Source organism: Kitasatospora sp. CMC57 (assembly GCF_045866025.2).
Taxonomy (GTDB): Bacteria; Actinomycetota; Actinomycetes; order Streptomycetales; family Streptomycetaceae; genus Kitasatospora.
Map to the genome: position 1 here is coordinate 2,944,021 of NZ_AP035881.2, position 18,208 is coordinate 2,962,228.

Annotated in this window: 11 protein-coding genes and 1 pseudogene; 3 read left to right on the forward strand and 9 right to left on the reverse strand. The window is 72.5% G+C overall.

Annotated features, from left to right (window positions below; all coding sequences use genetic code 11):
- Positions 1 to 326: 326 nt before the first annotated feature.
- From typA to ACKUU6_RS12945, 6 genes are all read right to left on the reverse strand, one after another.
- The gene (gene typA / locus ACKUU6_RS12920) at positions 327 to 2,195 is read right to left on the reverse strand and encodes a translational GTPase TypA (protein WP_407988649.1); all 1,869 of its coding nucleotides are present in this window, start codon (positions 2,193 to 2,195) and stop codon (positions 327 to 329) included.
- 233 nt (positions 2,196 to 2,428) lie between these two features.
- On the reverse strand, positions 2,429 to 4,156 hold the full coding sequence (locus ACKUU6_RS12925; RefSeq protein WP_407988650.1) for an ABC transporter family substrate-binding protein: 1,728 nt from the start codon (positions 4,154 to 4,156) through the stop codon (positions 2,429 to 2,431).
- A 90-nt stretch (positions 4,157 to 4,246) separates the two neighbouring features.
- Positions 4,247 to 6,829, reverse strand: coding sequence for a SpoIIE family protein phosphatase (locus ACKUU6_RS12930; protein ID WP_407988651.1), 2,583 nt, complete (start codon positions 6,827 to 6,829; stop codon positions 4,247 to 4,249).
- Between the two features lie 131 nt (positions 6,830 to 6,960).
- Positions 6,961 to 9,711, reverse strand: coding sequence for a SpoIIE family protein phosphatase (locus tag ACKUU6_RS12935; RefSeq protein WP_407988652.1), 2,751 nt, complete (start codon positions 9,709 to 9,711; stop codon positions 6,961 to 6,963).
- Between the two features lie 188 nt (positions 9,712 to 9,899).
- Positions 9,900 to 10,322, reverse strand: a complete 423-nt coding sequence (locus ACKUU6_RS12940; RefSeq protein WP_407988653.1) for a (deoxy)nucleoside triphosphate pyrophosphohydrolase — start codon at positions 10,320 to 10,322, stop codon at positions 9,900 to 9,902.
- Positions 10,323 to 10,460: 138 nt separating this feature from the next.
- Positions 10,461 to 11,270, reverse strand: a complete 810-nt coding sequence (locus ACKUU6_RS12945; RefSeq protein ID WP_407988654.1) for a methyltransferase domain-containing protein — start codon at positions 11,268 to 11,270, stop codon at positions 10,461 to 10,463.
- Positions 11,271 to 11,404: 134 nt separating this feature from the next.
- On the opposite strand from ACKUU6_RS12945, the gene ACKUU6_RS12950 reads away from it, so the two are divergent.
- A complete protein-coding gene (locus tag ACKUU6_RS12950) occupies positions 11,405 to 11,986 on the forward strand; it encodes a pyridoxamine 5'-phosphate oxidase family protein (RefSeq protein WP_407988656.1) in 582 nt (193 codons plus the stop codon).
- 54 nt (positions 11,987 to 12,040) lie between these two features.
- Here ACKUU6_RS12950 and ACKUU6_RS12955 read toward each other — a convergent pair whose 3' ends face one another.
- The 3 genes and pseudogenes from ACKUU6_RS12955 to ACKUU6_RS12965 all read right to left on the reverse strand — a co-directional run bounded on the left by ACKUU6_RS12955 (position 12,041) and on the right by ACKUU6_RS12965 (position 15,139).
- Positions 12,041 to 12,694, reverse strand: a complete 654-nt coding sequence (locus ACKUU6_RS12955) for an HAD-IA family hydrolase (RefSeq protein ID WP_407988657.1) — start codon at positions 12,692 to 12,694, stop codon at positions 12,041 to 12,043.
- A 68-nt stretch (positions 12,695 to 12,762) separates the two neighbouring features.
- Positions 12,763 to 13,853: pseudogene (locus ACKUU6_RS12960) on the reverse strand (dihydrofolate reductase family protein).
- A 176-nt stretch (positions 13,854 to 14,029) separates the two neighbouring features.
- Entirely contained in the window at positions 14,030 to 15,139 is a 1,110-nt protein-coding gene (locus ACKUU6_RS12965) for a transposase domain-containing protein (protein WP_407988658.1), read from the reverse strand.
- Between the two features lie 334 nt (positions 15,140 to 15,473).
- Here ACKUU6_RS12965 and ACKUU6_RS12970 point away from each other — a divergent pair, with 334 nt between their 5' ends.
- Together ACKUU6_RS12970 and lanL are read left to right on the forward strand one after the other, a co-directional pair.
- The gene (locus ACKUU6_RS12970) at positions 15,474 to 15,653 is read left to right on the forward strand and encodes an SflA family class IV lanthipeptide (RefSeq protein WP_407988659.1); all 180 of its coding nucleotides are present in this window, start codon (positions 15,474 to 15,476) and stop codon (positions 15,651 to 15,653) included.
- Between the two features lies 1 nt (position 15,654).
- Positions 15,655 to 18,192: a class IV lanthionine synthetase LanL gene (gene lanL / locus ACKUU6_RS12975; RefSeq protein ID WP_407988660.1), complete on the forward strand. Its 2,538-nt coding sequence runs from the start codon at positions 15,655 to 15,657 to the stop codon at positions 18,190 to 18,192.
- The last annotated feature ends 16 nt before the right edge of the window (positions 18,193 to 18,208 follow it).

The following is an 18,208-nucleotide window of genomic DNA, read 5'->3' on the forward strand; positions in this document are numbered from 1 at the left end:
CTCGCTCAGGTTCGGCGCGCACCCCTGCGCAGACCTTTGACCCGAGCTCGACTGAACCCACTATCCGTCACGCTCGGATACGAACCAGGCCATTACTGATCTCATTTTGGTCACATGAAAGGTCACTTGGTTTTAGAAATCGGACATAGCAGACATACCCAGACAGGTACTAAACGGACAGTTGTCATGAATGACAGCTCGTCACGTCCGATTACCGAACACCGTCAATTCACCCCCGCTACGCGCGTTGACAGCACAGCGTCACGAAAAAGCCCGGCCGGGCACTCCGAGGAGGAGTGCCCGGCCGGGCCGGTGGAGCGGGTGGGTCAGTTCTTCTTGGCGCGCGAGGCCGTACGGCCACGCTCCTTGGCGTCCAGGACGACCTTGCGGATGCGCACGGTCTCCGGGGTCACCTCGATGCACTCGTCCTCGCGGCAGAACTCGAGGCTCTGCTCCAGTGAGAGCTTGCGCGGCGGCACCAGGTTCTCGGTGGTGTCGGAGGAAGCCGCACGCATGTTGGTGAGCTTCTTTTCCTTGGTGATGTTGATGTCCATGTCGTCCTGGCGCGAGTTCTCGCCGACGATCATGCCCTCGTACACCTCGGTGGTGGGCTCCACGAAGAGCGTGCCGCGCTCCTGGATGCCCATCATCGCGAACGGCGTCACGACGCCCGCGCGGTCGGCCACCAGCGAACCGTTGTTGCGCATCCGGAGCTCGCCGAACCACGGCTCGTGGCCCTCGAAGATGGAGTGCGCGATACCGGTGCCACGGGTGTCCGTGAGGAACTGGGTCCGGAAGCCGATCAGGCCGCGCGACGGGACGATGAACTCCATGCGGACCCAGCCGGAGCCGTGGTTCGTCATGGTCTCCATGCGGCCCTTGCGGGTCGCCATCAGCTGGGTGATGGCGCCGAGGTACTCCTCGGGGCTGTCGATGGTCATCCGCTCGACCGGCTCGTGCACCTTGCCGTTGATGACCTTGGTGACCACCTGCGGCTTGCCGACGGTGAGCTCGAACAGCTCCCGGCGCATGGTCTCGACCAGGATGGCGAGCGCGAGCTCACCACGGCCCTGGACCTCCCAGGCGTCCGGACGCTCGGTCGGCAGCACGCGGAGCGAGACGTTACCGATCAGCTCGCGGTCCAGGCGGTCCTTCACCATGCGGGCGGTGACCTTGTGGCCCTTGCCGCCCTTGCCGACCAGCGGCGAGGTGTTGGTGCCGATGACCATCGAGATGGCCGGCTCGTCGACCGTGATCAGCGGCAGCGCGATCGGGTTCTCCGGGTCGGCCAGGGTCTCGCCGATCATGATGTCCGGGATGCCCGCGACGGCGCAGATGTCGCCGGGACCGGCCACCTCGGCCGGCTTGCGGGTGAGCGCCTCGGTCATCAGCAGCTCGGTGATCTTGACGTTCTGGATGCTGCCGTCACGCTTGATCCACGCGACCTGCTGGCCCTTGCGCAGCTCGCCCTGCTCGACGCGGCAGAGCGCGATGCGGCCGAGGAAGTTGTCGGCGTCCAGGTTGGTGACGTGGGCCTGGAGCGGGGCGGCGTCGTCGTAGACCGGCGCCGGGACGTGCTCCAGGATGGTGGAGAAGAACGGCTCGAGCGAGTCGCTGTCGGCCGGGACGGTGCCGTTCTCCGGCTTGGTCATCGAAGCCACGCCGTCACGCGCACAGGCGTAGACGATCGGGAACTCGATCTGGTCCTCGGTCGCGTCCAGGTCCAGGAAGAGGTCGTAGGTCTCGTTGATGACCTCGTCGATCCGGGAGTCCGGGCGGTCCGTCTTGTTGATGCAGAGGATGACCGGAAGCTTGGCGGTCAGCGCCTTGCGGAGCACGAAGCGGGTCTGCGGCAGCGGACCCTCGGAGGCGTCGACCAGCAGCACGACGGCGTCGACCATGGAGAGACCGCGCTCCACCTCGCCACCGAAGTCGGCGTGGCCGGGAGTGTCGATGATGTTGATGGTGATCGGCGCGCCACCCTCCTTGGGGTGGTACTTCACTGCCGTGTTCTTCGCGAGAATGGTGATGCCCTTCTCACGCTCCAGGTCGTTGGAGTCCATCATCCGGTCATCGAGGTGCTGGTGGGCGGCGAAGGCGCCGGCCTGCTTCAGCATGGCGTCGACCAGGGTCGTCTTGCCGTGGTCGACGTGGGCGACGATGGCAACGTTACGGATGTCACTGCGCGTGGGCATGCTGAGCGGAATCTCCCGGATCGTGGGTTACGGCGCCCGGCTGCGTTCAGCGTTGATCAGCGTCTTCGCCGCGGGTGACTGGCGATCCTGTTGATCGCTGCCGCCCGTTCCGCCTGCTACTACCGGTCCACCCGCCGGGCACGACATGCCACGGCTTCCTCCTATGGTACGTGGAACCACCCAGCGGCACCGAAACGGGCAGGCCGGACGGGTCAGCGCCCCCTACCGGGCCGTCAGCTCCGGCGCAGACCGAGGTCCTGGAAGCGCGGCGTGGCGAAGCCGAAGGCGCCCACGTTCACCACCCCGGTACGGACCGCCACCAGGTCGGGGCGCTGGTAGAGCGGGACGGAGTGGGCCAGCTGCCAGATCCGCGCGTCGGCCTTCTGCAGCACGGCCTGCCGCGCCGCCGGGTCGAGCTCGGCCCCCGCCGCGGCGAGCAGCTGGTCGATCTCCTCGCTACCGGTCCTGGCGTAGTTCCGGCCCACCACCGGCAGACCGTCCGGCCCGGGACGGGGCTTGCTGTAGCGGGCGCTCGCCCCGGCCGGGTCCGAGGTGGCCGGCCAGGAGAACAGGGCCAGGTCGTACTCACCGGTGGCCAGGTGGTCGCGCAGGAAGCTCTCCGCCGGTACGGCCTGCGGGCGCAGCGTGATGCCCGCTGCGGCCAGTTCGGCGGTCAGTGCGTCGGCCACCCGGCGGGCGGAGGCGGAGCCCTCCGGGATCAGCAGGCCGAGCGCCAGCTCCTTGCCGTCCTTCGTCCTGGCGGCGCCGCCGGTGTGCCAGCCGGCCCGGTCGAGCAGTTCGGCGGCGGAGGTGGTGCCGATGGCGCTGCTGTTGTCCTGGTAGCCGTCCTGACCCGCCATCAGCAGGTGGTGCCCGAGCGGCACGGCGGCCAGTCCGAGCGGGGTGACGGCGGCGTCGGCGATCCGCTGTCGGTCGACCGCGCGGGCCACCGCCCGGCGGACGGCGGGGTCGGCCAGCGGACCGCGGGTGCCGTTCAGGGTGAGCTGCGCGAAGGACGGGGCGGCGGCCCGGTAGAGCTTCAGGCCCGGCAGCGCCTCCGCCCGGCGCAGCGCCTGGGCCGACGCCTCGGCGAGGGCGGCCGCGTCCGGCGGGGCGGCGCTGGTCTTCGGATCGGCCGGGGTGGCGTGGTCGACGCTGTCGGTGAGTGCGGCGATGTCCAGCGCGCCTTGGTCCAGGGCGTCCAGCCGCTTGGCGGCCGGGGTCGCCACGAAGTCGATGGCCTCCGCCTTGGCCGGGTCGCCCCACCAGAGCGGGTTGCGGACCACGGTCGCCTTGCCGCCGTCCCGGTCGTACGTCTTCACGGTGAACGGGCCGGCCGAGGGGGCGTTGGTCAGCGGCTGGTTGAACGCGGCCGGGGTCGCGGTGGCGGCGGCCGGGTAGAGCGGGCTGAACAGCGTCCGCCACCCGGCGTACGGCTGCTTGAAGGTGACCTTGACCTCGTGGGCGTCCGCGCCCTGGGTGACGGCGGAGATCGCGGCGTACCCCGCCGGGTGGTCGCTGCGGTAGGCCGGGTCGGCGCCCTCGCCGAGGGCGTGCCACTGGGCGGTGAAGTCGGCGGCGGTGATCGGGGTGCCGTCGGACCAGACCGCCTTCGGGTTGAGGCGGTAGGTGACGGTCTGCGGGGTCTGCCCGGCCGGGGTGGACTCGGCGGCGGCCAGGTAGTCCGGGTCGGCGGTGGCCCGGGCGTGGTCGTCCAGCCGGAACAGGTGCGGCAGCAGGGCCTCGGCGAGCAGCTCCGAGTCGGCGGTGGCCTCGGGCTGGAACACGTTCAGGGTCGCCGGGACGGTCTCCACCGCCCACCGCAGCGTCCCACCGTCCCGCACCTGGTCACGGGCCACGGTGGTGACGTCCGACGCGGCCGGCCGGGACGCCGGGTCCTCGGAACATCCGGCCAGCAGCACGGTCAGGACGGCGACGGCGAGAAGCTTGCGGGCACGCATCCACCGAGTGAAGCGGCAACCGACACCTGCTCGGGGCTGACACGGCGTGAGCGTTCCCGGAAGCACCCGTTCGGCGCTGTCGGACAGCCCTCAGAGGGTGAGCTCGAACCAGACGATCTTGCCGTTGGGGGTGCGGCGGCTGCCCCAGCGTTCGGCGAGGAGGCTGACCAGCTGGAGGCCGCGGCCGCCTTCGTCGGTCTCCTGGGCGCGGCGTTGGCGGGGCTGGGCGTAGCCGTCGTCCCAGACCTCGCAGACCACCGTCCGGTCCCTGAGCAGTCGTAGCCGGATGTCGCCGCGGCCGTGCCGGAGGGCGTTCGTGACCAGTTCGCTGACCAGCAGCTCGGTGGTGTCGACCAGCTCGTCCAGGCCGCGGACCAGCAGCCAGGAGCAGGCGAGGTCGCGGGCCTTGCTGACCGAGGTGGGTTCGGAGGGGAGCTTCCAGTCGCCGACGGCGTCCTCGGGGAGGGGCTGGACCTTGGCCATCAGGAGGGCGATGTCGTCCTCGCCGTGGTGCGGGATCAGCTCGTGCAGGACCTCGTCGCAGAGGCTCTCCAGCTCGCGGGAGCCGCCGTTGAGGGCGGTGCGGAAGGCGCGCAGGCCTTCGTCCAGCTGGTGCTTGCGGGACTCCACCAGGCCGTCGGTGTAGAGGCCGAGCACCGCGCCGTCCGGCAGAGTGACGGTGACCTCCTCGAAGGGCTCGCCGCCGACGCCGAGCGGGAGGCCGGGCGGGACTTCGAGCATCCGGGCCGGTTCGCCCGGGCTGAGCAGGACGGGTGGCAGGTGGCCCGCGTTGGCGAAGACGCAGCGCTGCTTGACCGCGTCGTAGACGGCGTAGACGCAGGTGGCGAGGTAGACCTCGGCCTCCTCGCCGGGGGCCGTGGTGTCGCCGCCGAGGCCGCGGGCGATCTCGTCGAGGGCGGTGAGCACCTCGGCCGGGTCGAGTTCGAGCAGGGCCAGGGTGCGTACGGCCGTGCGGAGTTGCCCCATCGCGACGGCGGCACGCAGACCGCGGCCCATCACGTCGCCGATCACCAGCGCGGTGCGGCTGCCGGGCAGCGGGATCACGTCGAACCAGTCGCCGCCGACCTCGGTGTTGTTGTTGCTGGGCAGGTAGCGGCGGGCGATCTCCAGGCCGGTGGCGGCCGGGTTGCCCGGGGGGAGCAGGCTGCGCTGGAGGATCAGCGCGCGCTCGTGCTCGCGGCGGTAGAGCCGGGCGTTGTCGACGCAGACGGCGGCGCGGGCCACCAGTTCCTCGGCGATCGCCACGTCCCGGGCGTCGAAAGGTTCGCTGCCGATCGCACGGGAGAGCTGGACCAGGCCGAGCACCTGGTCGCGGGCGACCAGCGGGACCACGAGGGTGGAACGCAGCAGCGGGTCGGGCCCCGGCTGGGGGACCACGCTGCGGCCGGTGCGCAGCGCGCGGGCGTGCGGGGAGCGGCGGGGGTAACAGAGCGAGCCGCCGGCCTCGGCGACCGGGACGGCACCCTCGGCGCCGAGCACGCTGGAGGCGCCGCCGACCACGCTGGAGACGGCCACCCGGCGCAGCTCGCCGCTGCCGTCGGCAGCGCCGCTCTGGCCGGAGACCGGCCCCGACTCGCCGGACAGCAGGGCGGTGTAGAGGTCGACGCTGGCCAGGTCGCAGAACTGCGGGACGATCACGTCCAGCAGCTCCTTGGCCGTGGTCTCCAGGTCCAGGGTGGAGCCGATGTGGGTGCTGGCCTCGTTGAGCAGGGCGAGGCTGCGCCGGACCCCGGCCGCCTCGCGCTCGGCGACATGACGGCTCGTCACGTCGAGCACCTGGCCGGCCACGCCCATCGGGCGGCCGTTCGCGCTGTTCAGCCGGTACAGCGAGATCGCCCAGCGGCGGCCGCCGTCCCTGGCCGGCACGGTGGCGGTACGCGGGACCGCGCCGGTGAACCGCAGGTCGAGCACCGGACCGCCGCCCGCGAGCACCTTGCGCAGCGCGACCAGCAGCCGGTCCGCCTCGCCGGGGAGGAACAGGTCGTACGGGTTCAGCCCGGGCAGTTCGTGGGTGGGCAGGCCGACGGCGGAGGCGAACGCCTGGTTCACCCGTTGCAGGCGCAGTTCGGGGTCGAAGAGGAAGAAGCCGGTCGGGGTCTGCCCGAAGACCGCCTCGGAGGCGGCCAGGTCGGTCTCGATCCGGCGCAGCCGGCCGAGGTCGACGGCCAGGCAGGTGGCGCCCGGGGTGCCGCTGTCCGGCATCACGTACAGCTCGGCCAGGCCCTCGGTGCCGGTGGCGTCCCGGTACGGGGCGGTGCCCACCCACTCCTCGCCCGCGAGGATGCTCTCCAGCCGGGCCCGGCCGCGCTGCCAGAGCTCGCGCGGGACGAAGGTGGTCACCGGGTCGGTACCGACCGCCTCCGCGGCGGGGACGCCGAAGAACTCGGCCGCGCGGGCGCTCCACTGGGTGATCCGGCCGTCCGGGCCGATCGCGAAGGTGGCGACCCGGATGTAGTCGTAGATCGTGCCGGACTTGTCGTAGTCACCCCAGTCGGCGGTGGCCGTGGCCGCCCGGAGACTCGGACCGCTTGGCTGCCCGGGCACGACGACGTGGCCGCTGTCGCTCGACGCTTTCCACGCCGGGATGCTGTTCAACGGTCCGATCCCCTCCAACCCGCGCCCATCCGGATGTCGAGAACACCGAGTATTCATCATCGGAGGGCAGGCGCACACGCCCCCAACATCACAAATCGACTCAGGACTCCACTGCCCCTGCTCCTCCTTACCCGGAGGGGGCTGTTCGAACCTCCGGCGATCCACAAGATCACAGGTCGGCGGCCCTGCTACTCCAGATGGTCGTCCGCCGGGTCGAGTTCGAACCAGACCACCTTTCCCATACCCTCGGCCCGGGCTCCCCAGCGCAGCGCCAGCCGACCGACCAGCTCCAGGCCGCGGCCGCCCTCGTCCGCCTCGGCGGCGTGGCGTTCCCGGGGCGGGTCGGGCAGCGGGTCGGTGATCTCCACCAGCAGGGTGTCGCCGAGGGTCAGCCGGACACCGATCGGGGCGCTGGCGTACCTGACGGAGTTGGTGACCAGCTCGCTGACCAGCAACTCGGCCGTGTCGGTGAGGTGTTCGACCTCCCACTCGGCCAGCGTGCTGCGGACCAGCCGCCGGGCCCGGGAGACCGCGGTCGGCTCGGCGGGCAGCGTCCAGCCTGCGGTCGGGATGCCCGCCCGGCCCCGGCCGAGCCGGGCCAGCAGCAGCGCCACGTCGTCGGGTTCGCGACCCTGCTCCATGGTGTCGAGGACGGCTTCGCACGCCTGTTGGATGGAAGCGTACGGCTGTTCGAGGACGCTCAGCAGCCGGCCGAGGCCGACGTCCAGGTCCTTGTCCCTCGACTCCACCAGGCCGTCGGTGCAGAGCACCAGCAGGCTGCCCTCGGGAATCTCCAGTTCGATCGACTCGAACGGCACCCCGCCGACGCCGAGCGGGGCCCCCGACGGCAGGTCGAGGATCTGACCGACCCCGCCGGGCAGCGCGCTGCCAACCCGGGAAGGCTCGTTCGCCGTCTCCTTGGGCACGATCAGGATCGGCGGGATGTGGCCCGCCTTGGTCGCGGTCAGCCGCTGGGTGGACGGGTCGAAGACGGCGTACACGCAGGTGGCGAGCAGCGCCTCGTCCGGCCCGTGGGCCAGGTCGTCGGTGAGCTCGTGGACGTGCCGTAGCAGCACCTCGGGCGCCAGGTCGAGCCCGGCCAGGGTGCGTACGGCGGTGCGCAGCCGTCCCATCGTGGCGGCGGCCCGCAGGCCGTGGCCCATCACGTCTCCGACCACCAGCGCGGTGCGGCCGTCCGGCAGCGGGATCACGTCGAACCAGTCGCCGCCGACCTCGGTGCCGCTGCTGCCGGGCACGTACCGGTAGGCGACCTCGACCCCGGCGGGCTGCGGGACCTGCTGCGGCAGCAGGGTGCGCTGCAGGGTGAGCGCGGCGGTCCGCTCCCGGGCGTAGAGCCGGGCGTTGTCCAGCGAGCTGCCCGCACGGTCGGCGAGCTCGACGCTGAACGCCAGGTCGTCCCGGTCGAAGCCCTCCCGGTACCCGGCCCGGCTGATCACCAGCAGGCCGATCACGATGCCCCTGGCCCGCAACGGGACCACCAGCCTGGAGTGCACGCCGAGGTCGTGCGCGGCCTGCACCTTGGGGTCGCCGGGGTAGGTCAGTTCGCTCAACTCGTCAGGACCCGAAAGGAGTTCGGGGATACCGGTACGGAGCGCGCGGCCGAAGGCGGAGTCGTCGGCGAAGGTGATCCTGGCTCCCCGGCGGAGCATCACCTCGACCTCGGGGGCGTCCTGCACCGAGGCGGTGCCGAGCTGGAGCAGCGAGGTCCTGCGGTCGTGGCCGTGCCGGGGCAGGTCGTCGCCGTGCGCGACCGCCTGCAGCAGGATCACCGCCGCGTAGTCGGCCAGCCTGGGCACCACCGCGCCGGCCAGCTCCTGGGCGATCCGGGCGGCGTCCAGCAGGTCCCCGACCCGGGACCCGAACTCGTTGAGCAGCGACAGCCTGCGCCGGGCGTGCTCGACCTTGGCCACCGCCCGGTAGCGCTCGGTCACGTCCATGACGGTCCCGGAGATCCCGAGCACCCGGCCCGCCCGGTCGGTCATCCGGCTGTACGAGATCGACCGGAAGCCGCCCCGCGCGGTCACCGGCGAGGCCAGCGTGACGTCGATGACCGGCTCGCCCGTGGCCAGCACCTGCCGCTGGATCGCGGTGATCTCGTCGGCGGCCCGCTCGGGCAGCGTCTCCCCGGTGGTCCGGCCGACGTGCTCCTCCGCCGGGACACCGTTCATCTCGGCCAGCGTGTGGTTGACAGCGGTGTACCGCAGGTCGGTGTCCAGGATCGCGATGCCCAGCGGGGACTGCTCGAAGAGCGCGTCCCGCACCGCGAGGTCGCGCTCGACCGCCCGCAGCGCACCGGCCTCCGCCAGCGCTACCTGGAGGAACGGGGTGCCGTCACCATCCACCAGCAGCGAGATCCTGGCCTCCACCCCGACCTCACCGTCGTCCCGGTGCTGCAAGGAGGTGAAGCCCTGCCAGTGGCCGTTGCGCAGGGTCTCCTGGATCGCCGCCTTGACCCGCCCCACCAGGCCCTGATCCGCGATCAGCTCGTCGATCCGGCGGCCGACCAGCAGCTCGCTCGGCCACCCGAGCAGCTGCTCGGCGGCCGGACTCCAGAGCACCACCCGGCCGGAGGTGTCCAGGATCGCGATGGCGACCTTCACCACGTCGAACAGGCTGCCCTCGGCACGCTCACCCAGCGCCTCCACGGGTGCCCTGTCCAGCCCCGGGTACGGGACGGTCGGGCCGCCCCGGGCGCTCGATGTCCGGGGTTCGGCGGACGGGCGCGGAGCCTGGGTGGTGCCGGCCCTGGAGGCGGCCGGCTTCGGGGTCAGACGGCGGAGGCGGGCGCGGGCCGAAGCACTGCCGACCGTCCTGGGCCGTGGGCTCGCCCCCGCACCGGCTGCCGCCCGCTGCGGCCCCCGCCGGGAGGCTCCGTCCCTGGACGGCTGCTCTCCGCCCTCGTTACCCGTGCTCGACACCGACCGCCTCACCTATGGTGACGAATACTGCCGAAAAGTGACATACCCAACCGAACGCCAGGCTACCCCGGCGGACGCGTCGGCTTTTCCGATTGGCCTACCTGGCCCAACCCCGCTACGGGAGGACGCTCCACTCTCGGCAGGGGCCTCGGCGGCGGGGCCAAGGGCGACAGCGGCCGAGCCGCCCCTCAGTGCAGCAGGGCTGCCACGTGCGGAAGCACCTCGCGGTCGTGGGCCAGCCAGTCGACCGTGGTGAGGTCGGTGGGGCCGAGCCAGCGGAGTTCGTCATGGTCCTGGAGCGGCTGCGGCTCGCCGGTGAGCAGTTCGGCGGCCCAGATCCGGAGTTCCAGACCGGGGCGGACCAGCCAGCTGCCGGGCAGGCGGTGCAGCGCACGGGCCCGTACCCCGAGCTCCTCCCGGAGCTCCCGCTCCAGGGCCTGCTGTTCGGTCTCCCCCGGCTCGGCCTTGCCGCCCGGGAACTCCCAGCCGCCCGCCACCTCGGGCGGGGCACTGCGCCGGGCGGCCAGCACCCGGCCCCGGTGGATGAGCGCGCCGCCCACCACGATCCGGTTGCCGTCGTCGTCCTGCCGCTCCACCCGGTACGTGCCCATGGCGACACCCTACGAGCCGAAGCGGCCCGGCCCGGTGGGGGGCGGGCCGGGCCAGGTGCACCCCGAAAGCTACGGCCGCTCTGCTACCGGCGGGTACGGCTGCGGTTAACGGCAGGTAAGCGGCGGGCCGGGGGCGAACTACCGGACCCGGGCCAGCACTTCGCCGCTCAGTACGGCGAACCAGCCGTCCGGGTCAGCGGCCCAGCGCCGCCAGCCCGCGGCGATCCCGGCCAGCTCCCCGGCGCCGACGAAGGCGCTCGCCCCGTGGGCGAAGTCCGAGCCGACCACCCGGTCCGCCCAACTCTCCCCCCACCAGGCGCGCTGCTCGGCCGTGGCGTACGTCCAGGTGGACGAGGAGCACTCGACCGCGTCGAACCCGGCCGCCCTGGCCCAGGCGGCCAGCCTTCGCCCGGCGTTCGGCTCCCCACCGTTGGCCCGCGCGACCCGCTGGTACAGCGCCATCCAGTCGGCCAGCTCCGGAAGTTCGGGGTACCAGGCCATCGCCGCGTAGTCGGCGTCCCGGAAAGCGACCACCCCGCCGGGCGCGGTCACCCGGCGCAGCTCGCGCAGCACCGCCACCGGTTCGGCCACGTGCTGCAGCACCTGGTGCGCGTGCACCACGTCGAACTCGCCGTCCGCGTACGGCAGTCGGTAGGCGTCGGCGCACTCGAAGGTCACGTTGCCGATCCCACGCCCGGCCGCGTACCCGGCCGCCTGGGCCAGGACCTCGGCCGAGCGGTCCACCGCGACCACCCGTCCGGTCGGACCGACCAGTTCGGCCAGGTCCACGGTGATCGTTCCCGGGCCGCAGCCGACATCCAACAGGGCCTGACCGGCCCGCAGTTCGGGCAGCAGGTAGGCCGCCGAGTTGGCAGCCGTGCGGGACCGGTGCGAGCGCAGTACGGAGTCCTGATGGCCATGGGTGTAGACGGCCTGACGGTCGTTCACGGTGAATTCCCCTCGTCCTGACGGCCCGTTCGCCGCTGCCTCGAGCGTACGTCCCGTCTCGCACCTTGAGAATATCCGTCTCGCATGACAAGACACCGATCGCCCGTGCGAACCCGGTTCGCCACAATCAGCCCATGGGAAAGACATACGAGCGCATCGACGGTCGGCTGCGGAAGTTCATCGAGAGCCAGCCGGTCTTCTTCACCGCCACCGCCCCGCTGTCCGAGGACGGCCACGTCAACGTCTCGCCCAAGGGCCGGGCCGGCACGCTGGTGGTGCTGGACGAACTGACGCTGGCCTACCTGGACTTCGGCGGCAGCACCGCCGAGACCCTGGCCCATCTGCGGGAGAACCGCCGGATCACGCTGATGTGGTGCGCCTTCACCGGGCCGCCCACGGTGGTCCGGGTGCACGGCCGGGGTGAGCCGGTGTTCCGGGACGATCCGCGGTTCGCCGAGCTGCTCGGCCGCTTCGACCCGAGCGCCGACGGCAGCGCCCTACGCTGCATCGTGCTGGTGCACGCCACCCGGGTCAGCGACTCCTGCGGCTTCGCCGTGCCGCTGATGGACTACCAGGGGGACCGCTCGCTGCACGCGGAGTACTTCGACCGCAAGACCGACGAGGAGTTCGCCACCTACTGCGAGGGCAAGCCGCACGTCCCGGTCAGCCTGGACGGCCTGCCCGCACTGCCGCTGCCGCTGCCGCCCCGACCCTGAGGTCGGACGGCCCGCCGCGTCCGGGAGGAGCGACGGGCCTGGTCCGACGGGTGCTCAGCCGATCTCCAGCAGCAGGCCGCCGTCGGCGGCCGGGACGATCCGGACCTGCTCCAGGGTGTCCACCTGCACGGTCGGGCCGAACGCGGCCGCGCGCGGGCCGACGCCGACCACCCGCATGCCGGCCGCCAGGCCCGCCGTGATGCCCGCCTCGGAGTCCTCGAAGACCACGCAGTCCGCCGGGTCCACGCCCAGGCCCGCCGCGCCCTTCAGGAAGCCCTCCGGGTCCGGCTTGCTGGCACCCACCGACTCGGCGGTCACCCGCAGGTCGGGGAGCCGCAGCCCGGCCGCCGTCATCCGGGCCCTGGCCAGCGTCTCGTCCGCCGAGGTGACCAGCGCGTGCGGCAGCCGCTCCAGCGCCGCCAGGAAGACCGCCGCGCCCGGCACCTCGACCACACCGTCCAGGTCGGCGCTCTCCTCGGCCAGCATCCGCCGGTTGTCCGCCAGGTTCTGCTCCATCGGGCGGTCCGGCAGCAGGATCGCCATGCTCAGGTGGCCCTGCCGGCCGTGCACGACCCGCATCGCCTCGTCGCCGTCGATCCCGTGCTCGGCGGCCCAGCGTCGCCAGCAACGCTCCACCGAAGCCTCGGAGTTCACCAGGGTGCCGTCCATGTCGAGCAGCAGGGCGCGGGCGGACAGGGTGACAGGCATGGGCAGACTCCTCCGAGCGGGTTTGTCATACCAGGCTACAAAGCTCGGGCCCGCCGGTGACCGAGGGGTCAGCGGAGCAGGTGCGCGTTGACCGCCCGAGCTTTCTCGGCCAGCTCCGGCAGCTCGACCACCTCGACGCCCGCGGCGGTGAGCAGCGCCGTCCCCTGGCAGCCGGTCACGAACAGGTCCGGCTCACGCCAGGCCAGCACCACCCGGGGCACCCCAGCGGCGATGATCAGCTGCGCGCAGGTGCGCGGCCGGGAGGCCCGCTCCCCGCACGGCTCCAGCGAGCTGTACACGGTCGCGGTCCGCAGCCTCGGGTCACCGTCGGGCAGCTTGGCGAGCGCTGACTCCTCCGCGTGCACCTTCTCGTCGGTCTCCCGGCTGTACCCCTCGCTGAGCAGCTCACCGTCCGCCCCGACGATCACCGCCCCGACCGAGAAGGCGGTCTCCGAGAACGGGCAGTGCCGGGACAGTTCGACCGCCCGGGCCAGCCAGTCGGCGTCGGTCTTCACGAGGCGTTCTCCTTGAGTGCGTAGCGGAGCAGCACGACGTCACCCACCGTACGGGCCTCCAGCAGCCGCATCCGCCGGGTCGGTCCGCCCGGGAAGGCCGCCGGGCCGACGAACCTCGGCGCCGTCGGCTGCCCGACCAGCAGCGGCGCCACCACCAGCTGGAGTTCGTCCGCCAGCCCCTGGGCCAGGAACTGGGTGTGCACGCTGCTGCCGCCCTCGACCATCAGGCGGCCCACCCCCCGCGCGCCCAGGTCGTCCAGCACCGCTCCCAGTTCCACCCGCTCGCCGAGCGCCACCACCTCGGCCAGCCCGGCCAGCTCGGCGGTCAGCCGGTCGCTCGCGGCGGTCCCGGTGTACGCGATCCGCTCGCCGCCGGTGTGCCAGAAGTTGAGCTCCCTCGGCAGGTCGCCACTGCCGCTGAGGGTCACCTTGACGGGGTACTCGGGCCGCCCGGCCCGGCGCCGTTCGGCCCGCCGGGCAGGCGAGTTGACGAGCAGTCGGGGATTGTCCCGGCGCAGCGTGTTGCCCCCCACCAGGATCGCGTCGCTGGCCGCCCGCAGCTCGTCCACCCGGTCGAAGTCGTCCGGCCCGGAGAGCAGCAGCCGTTCCACCGAGGCGTCGTCCAGGTACCCGTCGATCGACATCGCGGCGCTCAGCAGGACGTACGGGCGAGGAGCCACGGGACCGGTCCGTTCTCTAGGGGTCTGCCGCCACCGTACGACAGCGCGTCAGCGGCTACGGAGTCGGCGACGGCCTCCGCTGGCGCCGACTCGCTGGTGAGAGCCGGACCACCGCGCCTTCGAGCCGGGCGGGACCGCGCTCACCAGCCCTCCGCGTCGCCCACCACGAGGGCCCGGATCGCGTGGTGGGCGAGGAGCATCGCCCAGACCTCCTGTTCGACCATGGCCGGGGTCTTCGAGCGGAGCACCGGGCGGGCACCGCCCCGGCGGGCGTCGAGCTCGTCCAGCAGGGTGTCGAGGCGCCAGCGCTCGCCGTACAGCCGGGTCAGGTCCGCGGCGGCGGCCCCGGCCGGTTCCAGGATCGAGCAGACCAGGCGTCCGGCCCGGATGCCCGTACACCGGCCCGAGCGGTCCAGGACGGGCAGGGCGCAGTCGACCACGCGCACCGGGACGAGGCGGTCGGCGGCCGTGGGACCGGCCAGCCGGGAGAGGTAGGAGCCGTCGTCGAGGACTCGCAGCGGCGGCAGGTCCAGGGAGGGCTTCGCCTGCCAGAGCAGATCCGCGCCGCGCCCACGGGCCCTGGTCCACAGGTCGTACGACAGGGCGCCGCACGACGCCAGGACGAGCTGGCCGGGCCCCAGCGCCGGGAGGATCTCGCGGGCCAGATCGGCACCGCGGGGGCCGAACACTGCCGCGCGGACGGCGTGGGTCGCACTCTCGGCGAGCGCCACGACCTGCACCTGCGGCAGCGCCCGGGCGTCAGCCGCGACGGCGGAGCCGCCGTACTCCTTGCGGTTGCCGGGCGAGTCGGGGAGGTCCAGCAGGGCCGTGTCCAGCGACATCAGGCGCCGGCGGCGGTGGCGCCCGCTCGCCACACCGGGGTCGGACACCTCGGCGACCTGCTCGAACAGCGAGCGCAGCGGCCCCGGGCCCAACCGCTGCCGGGCCTTGGTGATCGCCGCCGTCGACGGCACAGGCACCGGCCGTGCCCACCGGTGCTTGCGGGCCAGCCCGGCCAGGAGCAGCCGCATGACCTCGCCGTACCCGCTGGACGGGTAGAGCCACATCGCCAGGGTGAAGTACAGGACGGTGCGGGCCGGCAGGGCCCGGCTGCGCCGCTCGGTCCGGCCGGCGGCCGCGACGGCCCGGTCCACCAGGGCCTCCGGCAGGGCCGAGGTCAGGGCGCAGACGCCGAGGAGGTCGGCTAATCGCTCCCCGGGTACGGGCGGGAACTGCCCGGTGCGCGCCATGGTTTCGAGCCCCCGCCCGGATGTCCGCCCCCGCGATGGATCACTCGCCCTGCGGTCCCATGCAACCACGACCGTGTGTTCGATGGAAGCTTTCAGCGTGCAAACGATGGAGAACCAGTGGGGGACTCGCGAACGATCCGAGCACGAAGTCCAGCCGCTCCGGAGCCCGAATGGCGCACGAACGGCCGCTAAGTTAACGGTTTCTGACCCCTTGTCAGGTCGATCTGCGCTATCTACCTTCGTGGACCAGGACCCCGGCCCGACGGACCCACCGGTCCCCACCGGCCGCGACCTTCGCCATCATCGAACGCGCGACAAGACCCGGAGGCGTCACATGCCCACTGCCGTGCTGGAACTCCTGAAGACCGACTTCCGCGACGCGGGACCGCTCGACCTCGACGACGAGGTGATCGTGTTCGAGGACGACGACCGCAAGGACCTGGAGCACACGGCGTGCCTCGCCGACCCGTGGGTCACCGCCACCACCCGCTTCGCCTGCGAGAAGAACTCCTGAGGTGACCGGGCCCATCGCCGGCCGCAGCGGATGGTCGGACGACGTCTGGTCGTACCTGACCGATCCACGGATGCCGGCGATGGAGCACGGATGGAAACTGCACGTCTCGGCCCGGCCCGGTGACCTGGAGACCGTGACCGGTCTCGTGCTGCCGGTACTACTGCGGCATGTCTGCCACGCGAAGTTCGCCAAGGACCAGGAGGTCCTGCGAGCCATCAACTCCGGTGCGCGGAGCTCGGGTTCGGTCGGCAAGGCGATCACGGTCTACCCGCCGCCGGGCACCATCGCCGGGATCGCCGAGGAGCTCGTCGCGGTGCTGCGCGGCCGGGAGGGCCCGCAGATCGTCAGCGACCGGCGGGTCGATCCCGGAGCCCCCGTCTACTACCGGTACGGCCCTTTCACCGGCGACTACCGGACCGGTCGCAGCGGGCGGCTGGAATCGGTCATGACCGGACCGGACGGGCAGGTCTTCGACGGACTCGCCACCGGTTCCTACCGCTGTCCCCCGTGGGCCGAGGATCCGTTCGCCGGCGAACCCCGGCGCACCAGGAGACCGTCCGGCTTCGGCGGCGGACGCTACCGGGTCACCGCCGGCATCGTGCGCAAACCACAGGGCAACGTCTACCGCGCGACCGACCTGAAGTCGGGGCATCCGGTGGTGGTCAAACAGGCGAGGGCCTTCGTGGCCGAGGACGAATCCGGCGCCGACACCCGTGACCGGCTGCGCAACGAGCGCGCCGTTCTCACCGTGCTCGGTACCGTCGCGGGCGTGCCCCGGGTGGTGGACTACTTCCGGCACCGGTCGGACGAGTACCTGGTGATGAGCAGTTGCGGCGACCGCGACCTCCGCCGGGAGGTCCAGGAACACGGCCCCTACCGCGACGACGACACCCGGCAGGACCGCACCCTCTCCGGCCTCGCCATCCAACTCCTGCGCGTACTGGACGACATCCACGACCAGGGCGTGGTCGTCCGCGACCTAAAGCCCAACAACGTGGTGCTCGACCGCACCGGCCGGTGCCAGGTGATCGACTTCGGCGTCAGCACCCTGGACGGCACCGGACCGAGCGGTGCAACTCCCGGCTACAGCCAGCCGGTTGAGCACCCGGACGGACCGGCCCGGGCCGCCGACGACTACTACGCCCTGGGCGCGACCCTGTTCTTCGCCGCCACCGGCATGGACCCGGTGATCGTCGATTCCGACGCCGTGGTCAACCGGGACCGCACCCTGCTGGGCCTGGCCTGGGCGCTACCCGGGCGGGACCATCGCGAAATCCGTTCGGCGATCGCCGAGTTGATGAGCTTCGACCCTTCCGTACGGTCCGTCGGCGCCGGTCGGCTGCGCACCGGGACGGCGGGGCGGTCCGGGGCGGGGCAGTCCGGAGTGGATCGGCCCCGGACTGCCCGGCGGCCTCGGGTCGACGACGACCTGCTCGGGGAGATCGTCGAGCACACCGCTTCCTACTGCGTCAGCGAGGCGCGCAGGATCGTGGACCCGGCGGCCACCAGCGCTCTTCCGTTTCCCGTCGACATCTACGGCGGCAGCTCCGGGCTGGGCCTGGAACTGCTGCACCACACGCACCGGGACGGGGTACGGGAGACCGTCGACGCACTGGCGCAGTGGACCGCCACCCAGTCCAGGGCCCTGTCACCCGGCTTCTACTCGGGGCACACCGGCGTCCAACTCTTCCTGACCGCAGCGGGATCGACCAGTCGCACCGAGCTCCCCGCCCTGCCGACCGAAGGACCGGCCGGCGGACCACCGGAAGCGGACCAGATCGAGGGCGTCGCGGGCATCGGCCTCGGCCGACTGCTCCTCGCCCGGCTCGCCCCCTCCCCCACCGACCACCTCGCCGTCGCCGCCGAGTGCCACCGGATGCTCACGTCCGGCACCGCCCGGCTGACCCCCACGGGCGCCGACACGGTCGGAAGCGCCGCCCTCCGCGAAGGCTTCGCCCACGGCGAGGCCGGCACCGCTTACTTCCTGCTCGAATACGCCGCCGCCACCCGGAACGCAACCGCCGTCGACCACGCCCGGACGGCCTGCGCCCGCCTCGCCGCCCTCACCCCGGGCATCATCACGGCGGCCACCACGCCGGGAGCGACCCGCCGCTACGGCTCCTGGTGCCGGGGCCTGGCCGGCCTCGGCTCCCTACTGGTCCGAGCGGCCGACCGCCTCGACCAGCCGGAGTACCTCACCCTCGCCCAGCAGACCGCCCGCACCTGCGCCGCGCTGGCGCCGCGCATGCCGCTGGTCACGCAGTGCTGCGGCCTGGCCGGCGTCGGCGACCTGATGGTGGACGTCGCGGTGGCCTCCGGCTCCTCCATCCCCTCCGACTCCGAGGAGTTCTGGGACGCCGCCCGCACGATCGCGGCCCTCATCCTCGCCCGCAGCGGCGGCACCTGGTCCCGCCCCCTCTTCCCCAACACAGACCTGACCACCCCCTCCCCCACCTGGGCCGGCGGCTCAGCGGGCGTCCTCGCCTTCCTCCGCCGCCTCCACTCCCGCGGCGGCCCCCGCCTCGGCCTGATCGGCTGACCACTTCGCTGGCCCC

Coding starts and splice junctions, on each gene's coding strand:
- typA (WP_407988649.1), bottom strand. CDS start 2,195: ATGCCCACGCGCAGTGACATCCGTAACGTTGCCATCGTCGCCCACGTC.
- ACKUU6_RS12925 (WP_407988650.1), bottom strand. CDS start 4,156: ATGCGTGCCCGCAAGCTTCTCGCCGTCGCCGTCCTGACCGTGCTGCTG.
- ACKUU6_RS12930 (WP_407988651.1), bottom strand. CDS start 6,829: ATGAATACTCGGTGTTCTCGACATCCGGATGGGCGCGGGTTGGAGGGG.
- ACKUU6_RS12940 (WP_407988653.1), bottom strand. CDS start 10,322: ATGGGCACGTACCGGGTGGAGCGGCAGGACGACGACGGCAACCGGATC.
- ACKUU6_RS12950 (WP_407988656.1), top strand. CDS start 11,405: ATGGGAAAGACATACGAGCGCATCGACGGTCGGCTGCGGAAGTTCATC.
- ACKUU6_RS12955 (WP_407988657.1), bottom strand. CDS start 12,694: ATGCCTGTCACCCTGTCCGCCCGCGCCCTGCTGCTCGACATGGACGGC.
- ACKUU6_RS12965 (WP_407988658.1), bottom strand. CDS start 15,139: ATGGCGCGCACCGGGCAGTTCCCGCCCGTACCCGGGGAGCGATTAGCC.
- ACKUU6_RS12970 (WP_407988659.1), top strand. CDS start 15,474: ATGCCCACTGCCGTGCTGGAACTCCTGAAGACCGACTTCCGCGACGCG.